This is a genomic window from Pseudomonas umsongensis, from assembly GCF_002236105.1.
GTDB lineage: Bacteria > Pseudomonadota > Gammaproteobacteria > Pseudomonadales > Pseudomonadaceae > Aquipseudomonas > Aquipseudomonas umsongensis.
In genome coordinates this window covers 222,080-238,729 of record NZ_NIWU01000003.1, presented here as the reverse complement: position 1 = coordinate 238,729, position 16,650 = coordinate 222,080, and the positions used below count along the sequence as shown (strand labels likewise).

The window sequence follows — 16,650 nt, the reverse complement described above, 5'->3', positions numbered from 1 at the left end:
TTACTTGGGTAGCCAGAGCTTTCATGATGCGTGGACGGCGAAAAGCATTACAGATTCAACCAAAGTGTATTATCTCCATACAGATTTAACGCTGTAGGTACTGAATCCTGATTTTTTGCTCCATCTGTACTGGTCAATCCCACGACCTCAGACGAGACTGCACCATGACTCTCTACGTCAACCTCGCCGAACTGCTCGGCACGCGAATCGAACAAGGCTTCTATCGCCCCGGTGACCGATTGCCGTCGGTGCGCGCGCTGAGTGTTGAACACGGCGTCAGTCTGAGCACGGTGCAGCAGGCTTATCGCGTGCTGGAAGACAGCGGACTGGCCACGCCAAGGCCTAAATCCGGATATTTCGTACCGGTCAGCCGCGATCTACCCGAACTTCCAGCGGTGGGTCGCCCGGCTCAGCGGCCGGTAGACATTTCCCAATGGGACCAGGTGCTGGAGCTGATCCGTGCGGTGCCGCGCAAGGATGTGGTGCAACTGGGTCGCGGCATGCCGGACATCACAACGCCGACCCTCAAGCCGCTGCTGCGCGGCCTGGCGCAGCTCAGCCGCCGACAAGACATGCCCGGCCTGTATTACGACAACATCCACGGCAACCTGGAACTGCGCGAGCAGATCGCCCGGCTGATGCTCGATTCCGGCTGCCAACTGGCCCCCGGCGACCTGGTGGTAACGACTGGCTGTCACGAGGCGCTGTCCACCAGCATTCGTTCGATCTGCGAGCCAGGCGATATCGTGGCTGTGGATTCGCCGAGCTTTCATGGCGCCATGCAAACCCTCAAGGGCCTGGGGATGAAAGCCCTTGAAATCCCCACCGACCCGCTCACCGGGATCAGTCTGGACGCACTGGAACTGGCATTGGAACAGTGGCCGATCAAGGCCATACAGTTGACCCCCAACTGCAACAACCCGCTGGGCTATATCATGCCGGAGTCGCGCAAACGCTCACTGTTGACGCTTGCACAGCGCTTTGACGTGGCGATCATCGAAGACGATGTGTATGGCGAGCTGGCCTACAGCTATCCTCGCCCGCGCACCATCAAATCTTTCGACGAAGACGGTCGTGTCCTGCTGTGCAGTTCGTTTTCCAAGACCCTCGCTCCCGGCCTGCGCATTGGCTGGGTCGCGCCGGGACGCTATCTGGAGCGCGTGCTGCACATGAAATACATCAGCACCGGCTCGACCGCGCCGCAGCCACAGATCGCCATCGCCGAGTTTCTCAAGGCCGGTCATTTCGAACCGCATTTGCGGCGCATGCGCACGCAATACCAGCGCAATCGCGACGCGATGATCGATTGGGTCACGCGGTATTTCCCCGCAGGCACCCGCGCCAGCCGCCCGCAAGGCAGTTTCATGCTGTGGGTCGAGTTGCCGGAAGGCTTCGACACCCTGAAACTCAATCGCGCCTTGCACGATCAGGGCGTACAGATTGCCGTCGGCAGCATCTTTTCTGCCTCGGGCAAGTACCGCAATTGCCTGCGCATGAACTACGCTGCCAAACCAACAGCACAGGTTGAAGAAGCTGTGCGCAAGGTCGGCGCCGCTGCCATCCAACTGCTGGCGCAAACCAACGGGCTGACTGACTGACCTTTCTGCGCAAACTAGCGTCCATATACCAACATCTGCCGCCAATCGGAACGGTCCCACGTGAGAATCAGACAGCCCCTGCTAGCTCTGGTGTTACTTGCTTCGTTCCTTGGCGGCTGCGCCAGCCTCGACGTGCAGCGCGAACAAAGCCAGGCGCTGCCGGCGAGCGCTTCGGCATTTGGCCGTTCGGTCCAGGCGCAGGCGGCACCCCATGAAGGGAAATCCGGCTTTCGCCTGCTATCGGACAGCACCGAAGCCTTCACCGCCCGCGCCGAACTGATCCGCAACGCCCAAGGTAGTCTCGATTTGCAGTACTACATCGTGCATGACGGCGTCAGCACGCGGATGCTGGTGGAGGAATTGCTCAAGGCCGCCGACCGCGGGGTGCGTGTGCGCATCCTGCTCGACGACACCACCAGTGACGGCCAGGACGTCACCATCGCCACGCTTGCAGCGCATCCGCAGATCCAGATTCGAGTGTTCAACCCTTTGCACCTGGGGCGCAGCACCGGCGTAACGCGGACCATGGGTCGCTTGTTCAACTTGTCACAACAACATCGGCGCATGCACAACAAGCTGTGGCTGGCGGACAACAGCATGGCCATCGTCGGCGGGCGTAATCTGGGTGACGAGTATTTCGATGCCGAACCCAATCTGAATTTTACCGACATCGACATCCTCGGCGTCGGCCCGGTCGCGGAGCAGCTCGGGCACAGTTTCGACCAATACTGGAATAGCGCCCTGAGCAAACCGGTCGAACAGTTTCTGTCGAGCAAACCGACCGCACAGGACCTGAAAAATACCCGGGCCCGACTGGAAGAATCCCTGGAACAATCACGCAAACAGAACCATGCGCTCTTTCAGCAGTTGAGGAAGTTTGCCACGGACCCGCGCCTGGATACCTGGCGCAAAGAGCTGATCTGGGCCTGGAACCAGGCGTTGTGGGATGCACCGAGTAAAGTGCTTGCGGACGGCGAGCCAGACCCGCACCTGCTGCTGACCACCCAATTAGCACCCGAACTCGATGGCGTCAGTAAAGAACTGGTGATGATTTCCGCTTATTTCGTGCCCGGTCAGCCGGGCCTGGTGTATCTGACCGGCCGCGCCGATGCCGGCGTGTCGGTGAGGTTGCTGACCAATTCATTGGAGGCCACGGACGTACCGGCGGTGCATGGCGGCTACGCCCCGTATCGCAAGGCGTTGCTGGAGCATGGCGTACAACTCTTCGAACTGCGCCGCCAGCCCGGCGATGAAAGCGGCAGCGGACCGCGCCTGTTTTCCCGCAGGTCCTATGGCGAGTCCGACTCCAGCCTGCACAGCAAGGCGATCATCTTCGACCAACAGAAATCTTTCATCGGCTCATTCAACTTCGATCCGCGCTCGGTACTGTGGAACACCGAAGTCGGCGTGCTGGTGGACAGCCCGGAACTCGCGGCCCGCGTGCGCGAACTGGCATTGGAAGGCATGGCGCCAGCCCTGAGTTATCAGGCGCGGCTGGAGAATGGCCAAGTGGTATGGGTGACCGAAGACGACGGCAAGATGCACACCCTCACCGAAGAGCCGGCCAGTTGGTGGCGACGCTTCAATGCCTGGCTCAGCACTACAGTGGGACTGGAGCGCATGCTTTAAAAGACCCGAGCGTTCGGCAGTCCTGCCACTGAAATGCGATCGCCTGCAGGCGCTGCCGAAGATTGCGATCTTTTGATCTTATGCTGGCTGTACGGCGCCAAATGCCCCTTGGCGCGACAGCAGAATCACCAGGCCAAACGCTCCCGCCGCCATTAGCAATGGCAACGCGTGCCCGCTGATCCACTGACTGCCAGCACCGGCGATCAACGGCCCGAGCAGGCAACCGATGCCCCACAACTGTGCGATGTGGGCATTGGCTCGGACCAGCGCATCGTCGCGATAACGCTCGCCAATCAGGATCAGCGACAAGGTAAACAGCCCGCCAGCACTGGCGCCGAACAGCACCCACAGCGGCCAGATCATCAGAGTGTCGATCAGCAGCGGGATCGCCAGGCTCGACACCAGCAGGACCATCGCGCACCAGGTGAACAATGCTCGGCGCGACATCCGGTCCGCCAGCGCGCCGATTGGCAATTGCAGCAACGCATCCCCCACCACCACCGTGCTGACCATCGCCAGGGCGATTTCCGTGGTGAAGCCCTGGCGCAGGCAATACACCGGCAGTAACGTCAAGATCATCGCTTCGAACGCCGCGAACAGCGACACCGCCCAGGCAATCGCCGGCAGGCCACGGCAGAAGGTCAGCAAATCACCGAAGGTCACGCTGCAGGCCTCGCTACTGGGCGCACCACTGCGGCCCAACAACAGCAACGGTGCCGCCACCAGCAATCCGACGCCAACCCAGAAGCCATAATCGTGCTGGGTGCCCAGGACGCCCAGCAATATCGGCCCAGCCAATTGGCTCAACGCATAACTACTGCCGTACAGCGCCACCAGCCTCCCGCGCCACTCTTCGACCACCAGTTGGTTGATCCAGCTCTCACCGAGGATAAAGACCAGGGTCAGAACCACACCGATCAACAAGCGCAGCACCAGCCAGATCGGATAGCTGGGCAACAATGCCAGCAGGCCGATGGACACAGCCCCACCCCACAAACACAAGCGCATCAGATTGGCTGTGCCGAGACGCGCTGCCAGGTGACTGGAAATCTTCGCGCCTAATAAAACACCAATGGCCGGCATCGCGGCCATTACGCCGATGGCAAACGAGCCGTATCCCCAGCTTTCCAGGCGAAACGACACCAGCGGCATGCTGACACCCAGGGCCAGGCCGACACTCAAGACAGACGCCAATACGGCGAAATACGTCGCCCAACGCATGTTCCACGCTCCTGTGGATTGTTATTTTTACAGGCGGCACAAAGCAATGTGGGAGCGGGCCTTTGTGGCGAGGGGATTTATCCCCGTTGGGTCGCGAAGCGGCCCCAAAACCTGCAACAGCGGAGTATCGATACACCGCTTGCACTGGCTTTGCGACTGCTTCGCAGCCGAACGGGGATAAATCCCCTCACCACAAAGGCTCGCTCCCACAGGGGATCTGCGTTGAGCCCCGGCATAGCCAGGGCTCGCGTCACATTACAACTTGATCCAGGTCGCCTTCAGCTCGGTGTACTTGTCGAACGCATGCAGCGACTTGTCGCGACCGTTGCCGGACTGCTTGAAGCCACCGAACGGCGCCGTCATGTCGCCACCATCATACTGGTTGACCCAGACGCTACCGGCACGCAGTGCGCGGGCGGTCAGGTGAGCCTTGGAGATGTCGGCAGTCCACACCGCGGCGGCCAGGCCGTAAGGCGTGTCGTTGGCGATGGCGACGGCTTCTTCGGCGCTGTCGAAGGTGATGACCGACAACACTGGCCCGAAGATTTCTTCCTGGGCGATTTTCATCGCGTTGCTTACGCCGTCGAAAATGGTCGGCTCAACGTAGGTGCCCCCCGATTCCTGAAGCGTACGCTTGCCACCGGCCACCAGTTTGGCGCCGTCGGCATGGCCAGACTCGATGTATGACAGCACAGTGTTCATCTGCTGGGTATCGACCAGCGCGCCGACATTGGTCGCCGGATCCAGCGGGTTGCCAGGCTTCCAGGTCTTCAAGGCTTCGATCACCAGCGGCAGGAATTTATCCTTGATGGAGCGTTCCACCAGCAGGCGCGAACCAGCGGTGCAGACTTCGCCCTGGTTGAACGCGATGGCGCCCGCAGCGGCTTCGGCGGCTTCTTGCAGGTTCGGTGCATCGGCGAACACGATGTTGGGGCTCTTGCCACCGGCTTCGAGCCAGACGCGCTTCATGTTCGACTCGCCGGAGTAGATCAGCAGTTGCTTGGCGATCTTGGTTGAACCGGTGAATACCAGGGTGTCGACATCGTTGTGCAGGGCCAAGGCCTTGCCGACGGTGTGACCGTAACCCGGCAGCACGTTGAGCACGCCTTTCGGAATACCGGCTTCGACGGCCAGGGCAGCGATGCGGATGGCAGTCAGCGGGGATTTTTCCGACGGCTTGAGGATCACCGAGTTACCGGTGGACAGCGCCGGGCCGAGTTTCCAGCACGCCATCATCAACGGGAAGTTCCACGGCACGATGGCACCGACAACACCGACTGGCTCGCGAGTGACCAGACCCAGTTGATCGTGCGGGGTTGCCGCCACTTCGTCGTAGATCTTGTCGATGGCTTCGCCGCTCCAGCTCAGTGCTTGCGCCGCGCCAGGAACGTCGATGTACAGGGAGTCGCTGATCGGCTTGCCCATGTCCAGGGTTTCAAGCAGGGCCAGCTCTTCGGCGTGCTGTTTCAGCAGGCCGGCGAAACGAATCATGGTGGCTTTGCGCTTGGTCGGCGCCAGGCGCGACCAGACGCCAGAGTTGAAGGTGGCGCGGGCGTTTTCAACAGCGCGCTGGGCATCGGCGGCGTCACAGCTGGCGATCTTGCCCAGCAGGCGGCCATCGACCGGGCTGATGCACTCGAAGGTCTCGGCGGAGACGGCATCGGTGTATTCACCATTGATGTAGGCGCGGCCTTCGATCTTCAGATCGCGAGCGCGTTGCTCCCAGTCGGCACGAGTCAGGGTGGTCATGCGAGTGTCCTCCTCTTATTGAATACGACACCCGCGTTCTTCGCGGGCGCTGTCAGGAATTCTGCCCGGCCAGCCAGCTTGCGGCCCAAGGCAACCACCACCCTAAACCAGCGGCAGGTGAAGTTTCAATATATTTGACATAACACCGGCAAACGGCCTTGCGATGTTCATTTTAATAAACATAGACTTAAACATTACCAGCCACTCGCACCGCAAAGACGGGGGAATACAATAATGAGCATCCAGAACATCGTAGACTTCAGCCAGGCCACCACTGCCGTCGAACGCTATCGCCCAGACCCGGCGAAAGTTCTCAAAGGCGATCCCGAGCAAGCCGTGTACAACCACTACAACAGCCCTTGCGGACAGTTGAATGCCGGTGTGTGGGAAGGCACGGTCGGCCAGTGGCTGGTGAATTTCACCGAGCACGAATACTGCGAAATCGTTCAGGGTGTTTCTGTGTTGCGTGACAACGACGGCAACAGCAAAACCGTACGCGCGGGCGATCGCTTCGTGATCCCGGCAGGCTTCCGTGGCACCTGGGAAGTGCTGGAGCCGTGCCGCAAGATCTATGTGGCGTTTGAACAGAAAGCCTGATTTTTTTGCAGGCAGCAAAAAAGGCCCGTATCTCGCGATACGGGCCTTTTTCGTAAGTCAGGAAAAATCAATTACTTGATTTTGCCTTCCTTGTAGATCACGTGCTTGCGAACAACCGGATCAAATTTCTTGATCTCGATTTTGTCCGGAGTAGTACGCTTGTTCTTGTCGGTAGTGTAGAAATGACCAGTACCGGCGCTCGAAATCAAACGAATCAATTCACGCATGATTAGCTCCCTTAGATCTTGCCAGCGGCGCGGATTTCGGCCAGCACGACAGTGATGCCACGCTTGTCGATGATGCGCATGCCTTTGGCAGATACGCGCAGACGCACGAAACGTTTCTCTTCTTCAACCCAGAAGCGGTGATGCTGCAGGTTCGGCAGGAAACGACGACGGGTTTTGTTATTTGCGTGGGAAATGTTATTCCCAGTCACCGGACCCTTACCGGTAACTTGACAGACTCTCGACATGCCTCAGCCCTCTAAAACCACATGCCCAACCCGGCATGGGTTGGCCGCTTAATCTCTCAGTCATTTGGCGCCAGGCGCCGCGTTTCTTTAAGGGTCTTACCGGCTACACCTACAAACGAAGGAACCGGGCCCCTAGAAAAGAGCGCTGCTTTATACCAGAAAGACTAGAGAGCAACAACATTCAGTGTGCGCTGAGTTGATAAAAACCCTGTTTTTCAGGCGCCAGGCGCCTTGGATCAAGGCTATCGTCGCTTGCGACCGCTCGTCGCAGAGAATCTGCGCAACAAGCCGATCCAGCTTTTTCCCAACCAGCGCTCGCCAGAATCGATCGGCTATAGTCCCCTGAAAACGAAAAAGGGGATAGTCATTTGCAATCCAGCCCACTAGGGTAAGCCTTTTCCAGACTGCACTTGCAGATGGGCCTTCGATCTGTAAAGGAACCCGACCATGCGCCTCGCTGCCCTACCGCTGTTGCTTGCCCCTCTCCTGCTGGGCCCACAGGCCTACGCCGCCGCCCTGAGCGTCTGCACCGAGGCCAGCCCCGAAGGGTTCGATGTGGTGCAATACAACTCGCTGACCACCACCAACGCTTCGGCTGACGTGCTGATGAACCGATTGGTGGACTTCGACAATGCCAGCGGCAAAGTTGTCCCCAGCCTCGCGGACAGTTGGGAGGTCACACCGGATGGCCTGACCTACATCTTCAAGTTGCACCCCCAGGTGAAATTTCATCGCACCGACTACTTCAGCCCAACGCGTGAACTGACCGCCGAGGACGTGAAGTTCAGCTTTGACCGGATGCTCGATCCGGCCAACCCATGGCACAAAGTCGCCCAGAGCGGCTTCCCCCATGCTCAGTCGATGCAATTGCCCGCACTGATCAAGAAGATCGACGCACTGGACCCCCTAACCATACGCTTTACCCTGGATCACCCGGACTCCACCTTCCTCGCCACCCTGAGCATGGGCTTCGCCTCGATTTACTCGGCCGAGTACGCTGACAAGCTGATGAAAGCCGGCACGCCGGAAAAGCTCAATAACCAACCGATCGGCACTGGCCCGTTCGTATTCACGCGTTTCCAGAAGGACGCCACCGTTCGCTACAAAGCCAACGCCGAGTACTTCCGCGGCAAGCCCTCGGTCGATCCGCTGATCTTTGCCATTACCCCTGACGCCAACGTGCGCTTGCAGAAATTGCGCCGCAATGAATGCCAGATTGCGCTGTCGCCCAAGCCTCTGGATGTCCAGGCGGCGCTGAAGGAGCCGACGCTGAAAGTCGAAAAGACTGACGCCTTCATGACCGCCTTCGTTGCCATCAACAGTCAGCACCCGCCTTTGGACAAACCCGAAGTGCGCCAGGCGATCAACCTCGCCTTCGACAAGGCCAACTACGTCAAGGCCGTGTTCGAAGACACCGCTGAACCCGCCAACGGCCCCTACCCGCCCAACACCTGGAGCTATGCGAAAACATTGCCGGGTTACCCGCATGACGTCGAGAAAGCCAAGGCGTTGATGGCTAAGGCCGGGCTCAAGGAGGGATTCCAGACCACCATCTGGACCCGCCCTTCCGGCAGCCTGCTGAACCCTAACCCGAGCCTCGGCGCTCAACTGCTTCAGTCCGATTTGGCGGAAATCGGCATTCAGGCCGAAATCCGCGTCATCGAATGGGGTGAGTTGATTCGCCGCGCCAAAGCTGGCGAACACGACTTGCTGTTCATGGGCTGGGCGGGTGACAACGGTGACCCGGATAACTTCCTCACGCCGCAGTTTTCCTGCGCAGCCGTCAAGTCCGGCACCAACTTTGCGCGCTATTGCAACCAGGACCTGGACAAGTTGATCAATGCCGGCAAGACCACCGGTGAGCAAGGCGTGCGCACCAAGCTCTACGAACAGGCCCAGACGCAGATCCAGCAACAGGCACTGTGGCTGCCCCTGGCGCATCCAACCGCCTTCGCCCTGACCAGCAAGGCCGTCGAGGGATACTCGGTCAGCCCGTTTGGACGACAGGATTACTCGAAGGTCAACATCAAATAGGCCACCCGACACAAAACCCTGTAGGAGCGAGCATGCTCGCGATGGTCGTCAACGATGACGAGGGCCGCCTGTAAGAAAGCGGCGCCCCTACCACCATCGCGAGCATGCTCGCTCCTACACGGGGGGTCACATCCACCCGTACTCCGCCATCGACAGCGGGTTGCCATCGCCAATGATGAAATGGTCGAGCACCCGCACATCGATGAGGTCCAGCGCCTTCTGCAGGCGCTTGGTCAGCATCCGGTCAGCCTGGCTGGGGTCAGTGTTGCCTGACGGATGGTTGTGACAGAGGATCAGTGCCGCCGCATTGTGAGCCAATGCACGCTTGACCACTTGCCGCGGGTGAACGCTGGTGTTGTCGATCGAGCCGCGAAACAGCACCTCAAATGCCAGTACCTGATGCCTGGAGTCAAGAAACAGGCAGCCAAATACCTCATGGGGCTCATGTCGCAGCATCGACTTGAGGTATTCACGCACCGCCTGCGGATTTTCCAGTGCCGATTTTTCGCGCACACGCTCAGCCAAGTGACGCCTGCTCATTTCCTGAGCAGCCTGCAACTGCGCGAATTTCGCCGGACCGAGCCCCAACTGCTTGCTGAACGTTTCCTGGTCGGCCTCCAACAGCAAACGCAGGCTGCCAAACTGATTCAACAGGTGTCGCGCCAGATCGACGGCACTTTTACCCACCACGCCAGTTCGTAAAAATATCGCCAGCAACTCGGCGTCCGAAAGACTTCCCGAGCCCTGTTCAAGCAACCTCTCCCGCGGCCGTTCCGACGCCGGCCAATCGCGAATACTCATAGCACCTCCCTGTCTGTGGGCGCCGCTGTTCCGTAGCGGTCGCTGTGATATCGTAGCCCATCTTTTTTGCGGGCGATTTCACTCCTGGGGAGGGGGTATCGCAACGCAGTCATCAACGAAAATGAAAGGCAGGCCTATGCAGCGGCTGTATCGGAAACGCATTGTTCTGGGCGTCGGCGGCGGTATCGCTGCCTACAAGAGCGCCGACCTGGTTCGCCGCCTGATCGATCAGGGCGCGGAAGTGCGCGTGGTCATGACCCGTGGCGGCGCTGAATTCATTACTCCGCTGACCATGCAGGCCCTGTCCGGGCATCCAGTGCACCTGGACCTGCTGGACCCGGCGGCCGAAGCGGCGATGGGCCACATTGAGCTGGCCAAATGGGCCGATCTGGTGCTGATCGCCCCCGCCACCGCGGATTTGATCGCGCGCCTGGCCCAAGGCATTGCCGATGACCTGCTGACTACGCTGGTGCTGGCCACCGACGCAGTGGTTGCCATCGCTCCGGCGATGAACCAGGCCATGTGGCGCGATCCGGCCACCCAGGCCAACCTGCAAACCCTCGAAAACCGTGGCATCAAGGCCTTCGGTCCAGCTTCGGGCAGCCAGGCCTGCGGCGACGTCGGCCTGGGACGCATGCTCGAAGCGACGGAGCTGGCTCAATGCGCGGCAGACTGCTTCCAGCGCCAGGCACTAACCGGCAAGCACGTGCTGATCACCGCCGGCCCTACCCAGGAAAACATCGACCCGGTGCGCTACATCACCAACCACAGCTCCGGAAAAATGGGCTTTGCCCTGGCCGAAGCGGCGGTTGAAGCCGGCGCCCGCGTAACCCTGATCACGGGCCCGGTGCATCTGCCGACCCCGGACCGTGTTACGCGCATCGACGTAGTCAGCGCCCGCGACATGCTCGCCGCGTGCGAAGCGGCGATTCCTTGCGACCTGTTTATCGCCTCGGCAGCGGTCGCGGACTACCGCCCAGAAGTCGTTGCACCACAGAAACTCAAGAAAGATCCTACGAACGGCGACGGCTTGTTGCTACAAATGGTGCGCAACCCGGACATCCTGGCCAGCATCGCTACACGCCCCGACCGTCCGTTCAGCGTCGGTTTCGCCGCCGAAACCGAACACCTGCTCGACTACGCTGCCCGCAAGCTGAAAGACAAGAACCTCGATTTGATCGTCGCCAACGACGTCGCCAACCCGAGCATTGGCTTCAACAGCGAAGAAAACGCCTGCAGCGTAATCGACCGTGAACTTCACGCCACACTCTTCGCCCAGACCAGCAAGAGCAAGATTGCTCGCCAGCTGATCACTTTTATCGCCGAACGTCTGAACCAGGTTTAATTTACATGCACGCTTTGCAAGCCAAGATCCTCGACCCCCGCATCGGTACCGAATTTCCGCTGCCACAGTACGCCACGCCAGGTTCCGCCGGCCTCGACCTGCGCGCCATGCTGGAGCAGGACATCGTGATCAAGCCGGGTGAAACGGTACTGATCCCCACTGGCCTGTCGATCTACATCGGCGACCCGAACCTGGCGGCGCTGATCCTGCCGCGCTCCGGCCTGGGCCATAAACACGGTATCGTCCTGGGCAACCTGGTCGGACTGATTGACTCCGACTACCAGGGACCGCTGATGGTCTCCTGCTGGAACCGTGGCCAGACCGACTTCACCATGGCCGTCGGCGAACGCCTGGCGCAGCTGGTGCTGGTGCCGGTGGTGCAGGCGCATTTCGAGATGGTTGAAGAGTTTGTCGAAACCCAGCGTGGTACCGGCGGTTTCGGTCATTCCGGCAGTCACTGATACGTTCGCTATACCTCTGAAATCAATGGATTGAACGGCCCAAAGCCGCTCGCGTCGCTGGCATGGCCTTTTCGCACCACGAACTCTGGGCGAAAAACGCCGTCATACCTTTCAGTTTGAACCTGCCGTCGAGTCGTTCGCAGGCAGGTCCAGCCACTTTCAATATGGAGCATTTCCCCAGATGAGCACCCCAGTGCGCGTTGCCCCCAAGTTCCCCGACAGTATTTTCCGTGCCTATGACATACGCGGCACCGTCCCGGAATTTCTCAACGCCGAAACGGCTTACTGGCTCGGTCGCGCCATCGGCGCACAGAGCCTGGCCCAGGATGAACCGAATGTATCCGTTGGCCGTGACGGTCGCCTGTCCGGCCCCGAGCTGGTTGAACAGCTGATTCAAGGCCTGGCCGACAGCGGCTGCCATGTCAGCGACGTCGGCCTGGTGCCAACGCCCGCACTGTACTACGCCGCCAACGTGCTGGCCGGCAAATCCGGGGTGATGCTCACCGGCAGCCACAACCCAGCGAACTACAACGGCTTCAAGATCGTCATTGCCGGCGATACCCTGGCCAACGAACAGATCCAGGCCCTGCATGACCGCCTCAAGACCAACAACCTGACCAGCGGCAAAGGCAGCATCACCCGGGTCGAGATCCTTGATCGCTACAACACCGAAATCGTCCAGGACATCAAACTGGCCCGCCGCCTGAAAGTCGTGGTGGACTGCGGCAACGGTGCAGCCGGCGTGATCGCCCCGCAATTGATCGAGGCGCTGAACTGCGAAGTCATCCCGCTATTCTGCGAGGTCGATGGCAACTTCCCTAACCATCACCCGGACCCGGGCAAGCCTGAAAACCTCGTCGACCTGATCGCCAAGGTCAAGGAAACCAATGCGGATATCGGCCTGGCTTTCGACGGCGACGGCGACCGCGTCGGCGTGGTGACCAACACTGGCAGCATCGTTTTCCCGGACCGCCTGTTGATGCTGTTCGCCCGCGACGTGGTGGCGCGCAATCCGAACGCCGAAATTATCTTCGACGTTAAATGCACTCGCCGCTTGATCCCCCTGATCAAGGAATACGGTGGTCGTCCACTCATGTGGAAAACCGGCCATTCGTTGATCAAGAAGAAAATGAAACAATCCGGCGCCCTGTTGGCCGGCGAAATGAGCGGGCATATCTTCTTCAAGGAGCGCTGGTTCGGTTTCGACGACGGCATTTACAGCGCCGCGCGGTTGCTGGAGATCCTCAGCAAGGAGAAATCCACGGCCGAAGAGTTGTTCGCGACCTTCCCGAACGATATTTCTACGCCGGAAATCAATATCCATGTGACCGAAGAGAGCAAATTCAGCATCATTGATGCATTGCACGACGCGAAGTGGGGCGAAGGCGCCGACCTGACCACCATTGACGGCGTGCGAGTCGACTATGCCAAAGGCTGGGGCCTGGTTCGCGCTTCCAACACCACACCGGTGCTGGTCCTGCGTTTCGAGGCCGATGACGAGGCAGAACTTTCGCGCATCAAGGACGTTTTCCACGTCCAGTTGAAGCGTGTTGCACCTGATCTCCAACTACCGTTCTGATTCACCCGGAGCCCTGAATGACCCTCGAACGCGAAGCCGCCGCCAACACCGCCAAGGTCCTGTCCGAAGCGCTGCCTTACATTCGCCGCTATGTCGGCAAGACACTGGTGATCAAATACGGCGGCAACGCGATGGAAAGCGAGGAGCTGAAAACCGGCTTCGCCCGCGACATCGTGTTGATGAAGGCCGTGGGCATCAACCCGGTCGTGGTTCACGGCGGCGGCCCGCAAATCGGCGATCTGCTCAAGCGCCTGTCGATCGAGAGCCACTTCGTCGACGGCATGCGCGTTACCGATGCCGCTACCATGGACGTGGTCGAGATGGTCCTCGGTGGCCAGGTCAACAAGGACATCGTCAACCTGATCAACCGTCATGGCGGCAGCGCCATTGGCCTGACCGGCAAAGACGCCGGGCTGATTCGTGCGAAGAAACTGACCGTCACCCGCCAGACCCCGGAGATGACCCAACCAGAGATCATCGACATCGGCCAGGTGGGCGAAGTGGTCGGGATCAACACCGAGCTGCTGAACCTGCTGGTCAAAGGCAACTTCATCCCGGTGATCGCGCCAATCGGCGTCGGCGAAAACGGCGAGTCGTACAACATCAATGCTGACCTGGTGGCCGGCAAAGTCGCCGAAGCGCTGAAAGCCGAGAAGCTGATGCTGCTGACCAACATCGCCGGCCTGATGGACAAGGCGGGAACGGTCCTGACCGGCTTGACCACCCAGCAAGTCGACGACCTGATCGCCGACGGCACCATCTATGGCGGCATGCTGCCCAAGATCCGTTGTGCTCTGGAAGCGGTCCAGGGTGGCGTGGGCAGCTCGCTGATCATTGACGGTCGGGTACCGAATGCGATTCTGCTGGAGATCTTCACCGATACCGGTGTGGGCACCCTGATCAGCAATCGCAAGCGCCCTTAAGCGATAGCGCACAAAAAAGCCCCCGCTCAGCCTGGCTGAACGGGGTCTTTTTTTGCCCACGATCCCTATGAAACCTGAATATCCCTGTAGGAGCTGCCGCAGGCTGCGATCTTTTGACTTGGCTTGTAAAAAACAGGATCAAAAGATCGCAGCCTGCGGCAGCTCCTACAGGGATCGTGTTAAACGCCGAATTGCGCGCGATAGGCTTCAACGGCTGGCAAATGCTGCTTGAGCTGCGGATCGTCGGCGAGGAATTCCAGCACCTGGTTCAGCGAAACGATGCTGATCACGGGAATACCGAAATCACGCTCCACTTCCTGGATCGCTGACAACTCACCGTTGCCACGCTCCTGACGGTTCAGGGCGATCAGCACGCCGGCCGCCTTGGCGCCGTCCTGGGAGGCGATGATCTGCATCACTTCACGGATCGCGGTGCCAGCGGTAATCACGTCGTCGATGATCAGCACATTGCCGGTCAGCGGCGCGCCGACCAGGCTACCGCCTTCACCGTGAGCCTTGGCTTCCTTGCGATTGAAGCACCATGGCAGGTCACGACCGTGATGTTCGGCCAATGCCACTGCAGTGGTCGCCGCCAAAGGGATCCCTTTGTAGGCCGGACCGAACAGAACATCGAAGCCAATACCGCTTTCGGCAATGGCTGCAGCGTAGAAACGACCCAGCTGCGCCAAGGCCGAACCCGAGTTGAACAGGCCCGCATTGAAGAAGTAAGGACTGGTGCGCCCGGACTTCAGGGTGAACTCACCGAAGCGCAAAACGCCGCGATCGATGGCAAAACGAATGAAATCGCGCTGATACGCTTGCATGAAAAAAACCCCAAATACCACGGATTTAGCTAATTAGGTTGACGCCGTGTATCATACACGCACGCGATTTTTGGGGCCATTTATGCGGATCATCAGTGTGAACGTCAATGGTATTCAGGCTGCAGTCGAGCGAGGTTTGCTCAGTTGGCTGCAGGCACAGAATGCCGACGTCATCTGCCTGCAGGACACCCGTGCCTCCGCCTTTGAACTGGACGATCCAGCCTTCCAACTGGATGGATACTTCCTTTATGCCTGCGACGCCGAAGTTCCCGCCCAAGGCGGCGTGGCTTTGTACTCGCGGTTGCAACCGAAGGCTGTCATCAGCGGTCTCGGTTTCGAGACGGCAGACCGCTACGGGCGCTACCTGCAAGCAGATTTCGACAAAGTTAGTATTGCAACCCTGCTGCTTCCTTCCGGGATGAACGGCGATGAGGACTTGAACCAGAAGTTCAAGCTCATGGACGACTTCGCCAAGTACCTGGACAAGCAGCGGCGCAAACGCCGCGAGTACATTTATTGTGGTTCGCTGTATGTGGCGCAACAGAAACTGGACATCAAGAACTGGCGTGACAGCCAGCAATCCCCGGGCTTCCTGGCGCCTGAACGCGCCTGGATGGACGAGATTGTCGGCAACATGGGTTACGTCGATGCCCTGCGCGAAGTCAGCCGTGAAGGCGACCAGTACAGCTGGTGGCCGGATAACGAACAGGCCGAAATGCTCAACCTCGGCTGGCGCTTCGATTACCAGATCCTGACCCCGGGCCTGCGCCGCTTCGTACGCAGCGCACGCCTGCCACGTCAGCCACGGTTCTCGCAGCACGCGCCACTGATCGTGGACTACGACTGGACGCTGACCATCTAAGTGTCAGATGCAAAAAAGCCGACAGCGATGTCGGCTTTTTTATGGGTGATTAGTTTTCTGTCGGAGCGAGCCTGCTCGCGAAGGCGGAGTGTCAGTTAATACAAATGTCGCCTGGCACAATGCTTTCGCGAGCAGGCTCGCTCCCACAAAAAGATCTTCGCTGATCGTTATTTGATCAACCGCCAGGTGAACGGATACCGATATGGCACCCCTTCATTGGCTTTCACACCACCGATGATGGTCAAGACCAGCGCCCCAATCGCCACCAGGCCGAACAGGAAAAACCCGATAATCACCAGCATCAGCAGCAAGCAAATGGCGGAAGCAATGGCGACCGTGATCTGAAAGTTCAGCGCCTCCTTGCCCTGCGCGTCGATGAACGGGTCCATCTCGCGCTTCATCTGCCACAGAACCAGCGGGCCGATCAGCGTACCGAATGGAATCCAGATCCCCAGCAAGGCGGACAAGTGACAAAACATGGCCCACTGCCGAACCTCTTTGCTCGGGGTGGGAAGTAGCTGTTGCTCTTCACTCATGGCACCCTCCTTGCCTACA

The 16,650-nt window shown here is 59.5% G+C and carries 15 protein-coding genes and 1 pseudogene; 9 read left to right on the top strand and 7 right to left on the bottom strand.

What is annotated here, in order from left to right:
• Positions 1 to 164: 164 nt before the first annotated feature.
• Entirely contained in the window at positions 165 to 1,598 is a 1,434-nt protein-coding gene (locus tag PSUM_RS17680; protein WP_020797895.1) for an aminotransferase-like domain-containing protein, read from the top strand.
• A 60-nt stretch (positions 1,599 to 1,658) separates the two neighbouring features.
• Positions 1,659 to 3,227, top strand: coding sequence for a phospholipase D family protein (locus tag PSUM_RS17675; protein ID WP_042955424.1), 1,569 nt, complete (start codon positions 1,659 to 1,661; stop codon positions 3,225 to 3,227).
• Between the two features lie 78 nt (positions 3,228 to 3,305).
• Here PSUM_RS17675 and PSUM_RS17670 read toward each other — a convergent pair whose 3' ends face one another.
• A complete protein-coding gene (locus tag PSUM_RS17670; RefSeq protein ID WP_020797897.1) occupies positions 3,306 to 4,448 on the bottom strand; it encodes an MFS transporter in 1,143 nt (380 codons plus the stop codon).
• A gap of 255 nt (positions 4,449 to 4,703) precedes the next feature.
• Entirely contained in the window at positions 4,704 to 6,197 is a 1,494-nt protein-coding gene (locus tag PSUM_RS17665) for an aldehyde dehydrogenase (protein WP_020797898.1), read from the bottom strand.
• Positions 6,198 to 6,431: 234 nt separating this feature from the next.
• Here PSUM_RS17665 and PSUM_RS17660 point away from each other — a divergent pair, with 234 nt between their 5' ends.
• Entirely contained in the window at positions 6,432 to 6,794 is a 363-nt protein-coding gene (locus tag PSUM_RS17660) for a cupin domain-containing protein (protein ID WP_083349910.1), read from the top strand.
• A 71-nt stretch (positions 6,795 to 6,865) separates the two neighbouring features.
• Here PSUM_RS17660 and rpmG read toward each other — a convergent pair whose 3' ends face one another.
• Both rpmG and rpmB read right to left on the bottom strand, forming a co-directional pair.
• On the bottom strand, positions 6,866 to 7,021 hold the full coding sequence (gene rpmG / locus PSUM_RS17655) for a 50S ribosomal protein L33 (RefSeq protein WP_007894709.1): 156 nt from the start codon (positions 7,019 to 7,021) through the stop codon (positions 6,866 to 6,868).
• Positions 7,022 to 7,032: 11 nt separating this feature from the next.
• A complete protein-coding gene (gene rpmB, locus PSUM_RS17650) occupies positions 7,033 to 7,266 on the bottom strand; it encodes a 50S ribosomal protein L28 (RefSeq protein ID WP_003176907.1) in 234 nt (77 codons plus the stop codon).
• Between the two features lie 447 nt (positions 7,267 to 7,713).
• Between rpmB and PSUM_RS17645 the strand changes: the two genes are divergently transcribed.
• Entirely contained in the window at positions 7,714 to 9,300 is a 1,587-nt protein-coding gene (locus PSUM_RS17645) for an ABC transporter substrate-binding protein (protein WP_083349911.1), read from the top strand.
• A 126-nt stretch (positions 9,301 to 9,426) separates the two neighbouring features.
• On the opposite strand, the gene radC is transcribed toward PSUM_RS17645, so the two are convergent.
• Positions 9,427 to 10,101 carry a RadC family protein gene (gene radC, locus PSUM_RS17640; RefSeq protein ID WP_033041752.1) on the bottom strand — a complete coding sequence of 225 codons (675 nt, stop codon included), beginning with the start codon at positions 10,099 to 10,101 and terminating at the stop codon, positions 9,427 to 9,429.
• A gap of 136 nt (positions 10,102 to 10,237) precedes the next feature.
• Between radC and coaBC the strand changes: the two genes are divergently transcribed.
• From coaBC to argB, 4 genes and pseudogenes are all read left to right on the top strand, one after another.
• On the top strand, positions 10,238 to 11,446 hold the full coding sequence (gene coaBC / locus PSUM_RS17635; protein WP_020797901.1) for a bifunctional phosphopantothenoylcysteine decarboxylase/phosphopantothenate--cysteine ligase CoaBC: 1,209 nt from the start codon (positions 10,238 to 10,240) through the stop codon (positions 11,444 to 11,446).
• 5 nt (positions 11,447 to 11,451) lie between these two features.
• Positions 11,452 to 11,907 carry a dUTP diphosphatase gene (gene dut, locus PSUM_RS17630; protein WP_008054604.1) on the top strand — a complete coding sequence of 152 codons (456 nt, stop codon included), beginning with the start codon at positions 11,452 to 11,454 and terminating at the stop codon, positions 11,905 to 11,907.
• 175 nt (positions 11,908 to 12,082) lie between these two features.
• Positions 12,083 to 13,486, top strand: a pseudogene (locus PSUM_RS17625) (phosphomannomutase/phosphoglucomutase); the annotation flags it as partial.
• 17 nt (positions 13,487 to 13,503) lie between these two features.
• Positions 13,504 to 14,409 carry an acetylglutamate kinase gene (gene argB / locus PSUM_RS17620; RefSeq protein ID WP_020797904.1) on the top strand — a complete coding sequence of 302 codons (906 nt, stop codon included), beginning with the start codon at positions 13,504 to 13,506 and terminating at the stop codon, positions 14,407 to 14,409.
• A 179-nt stretch (positions 14,410 to 14,588) separates the two neighbouring features.
• Here the strand turns inward: argB and pyrE are convergent, their stop codons facing one another.
• Positions 14,589 to 15,233 carry an orotate phosphoribosyltransferase gene (gene pyrE / locus PSUM_RS17615; protein WP_020797905.1) on the bottom strand — a complete coding sequence of 215 codons (645 nt, stop codon included), beginning with the start codon at positions 15,231 to 15,233 and terminating at the stop codon, positions 14,589 to 14,591.
• Positions 15,234 to 15,315: 82 nt separating this feature from the next.
• On the opposite strand from pyrE, the gene PSUM_RS17610 reads away from it, so the two are divergent.
• On the top strand, positions 15,316 to 16,095 hold the full coding sequence (locus tag PSUM_RS17610) for a catabolite repression control protein Crc (protein ID WP_008062840.1): 780 nt from the start codon (positions 15,316 to 15,318) through the stop codon (positions 16,093 to 16,095).
• Positions 16,096 to 16,262: 167 nt separating this feature from the next.
• Here PSUM_RS17610 and PSUM_RS17605 read toward each other — a convergent pair whose 3' ends face one another.
• Positions 16,263 to 16,631, bottom strand: a complete 369-nt coding sequence (locus tag PSUM_RS17605) for a DUF4870 domain-containing protein (protein ID WP_020797906.1) — start codon at positions 16,629 to 16,631, stop codon at positions 16,263 to 16,265.
• Positions 16,632 to 16,650: the final 19 nt, after the last annotated feature.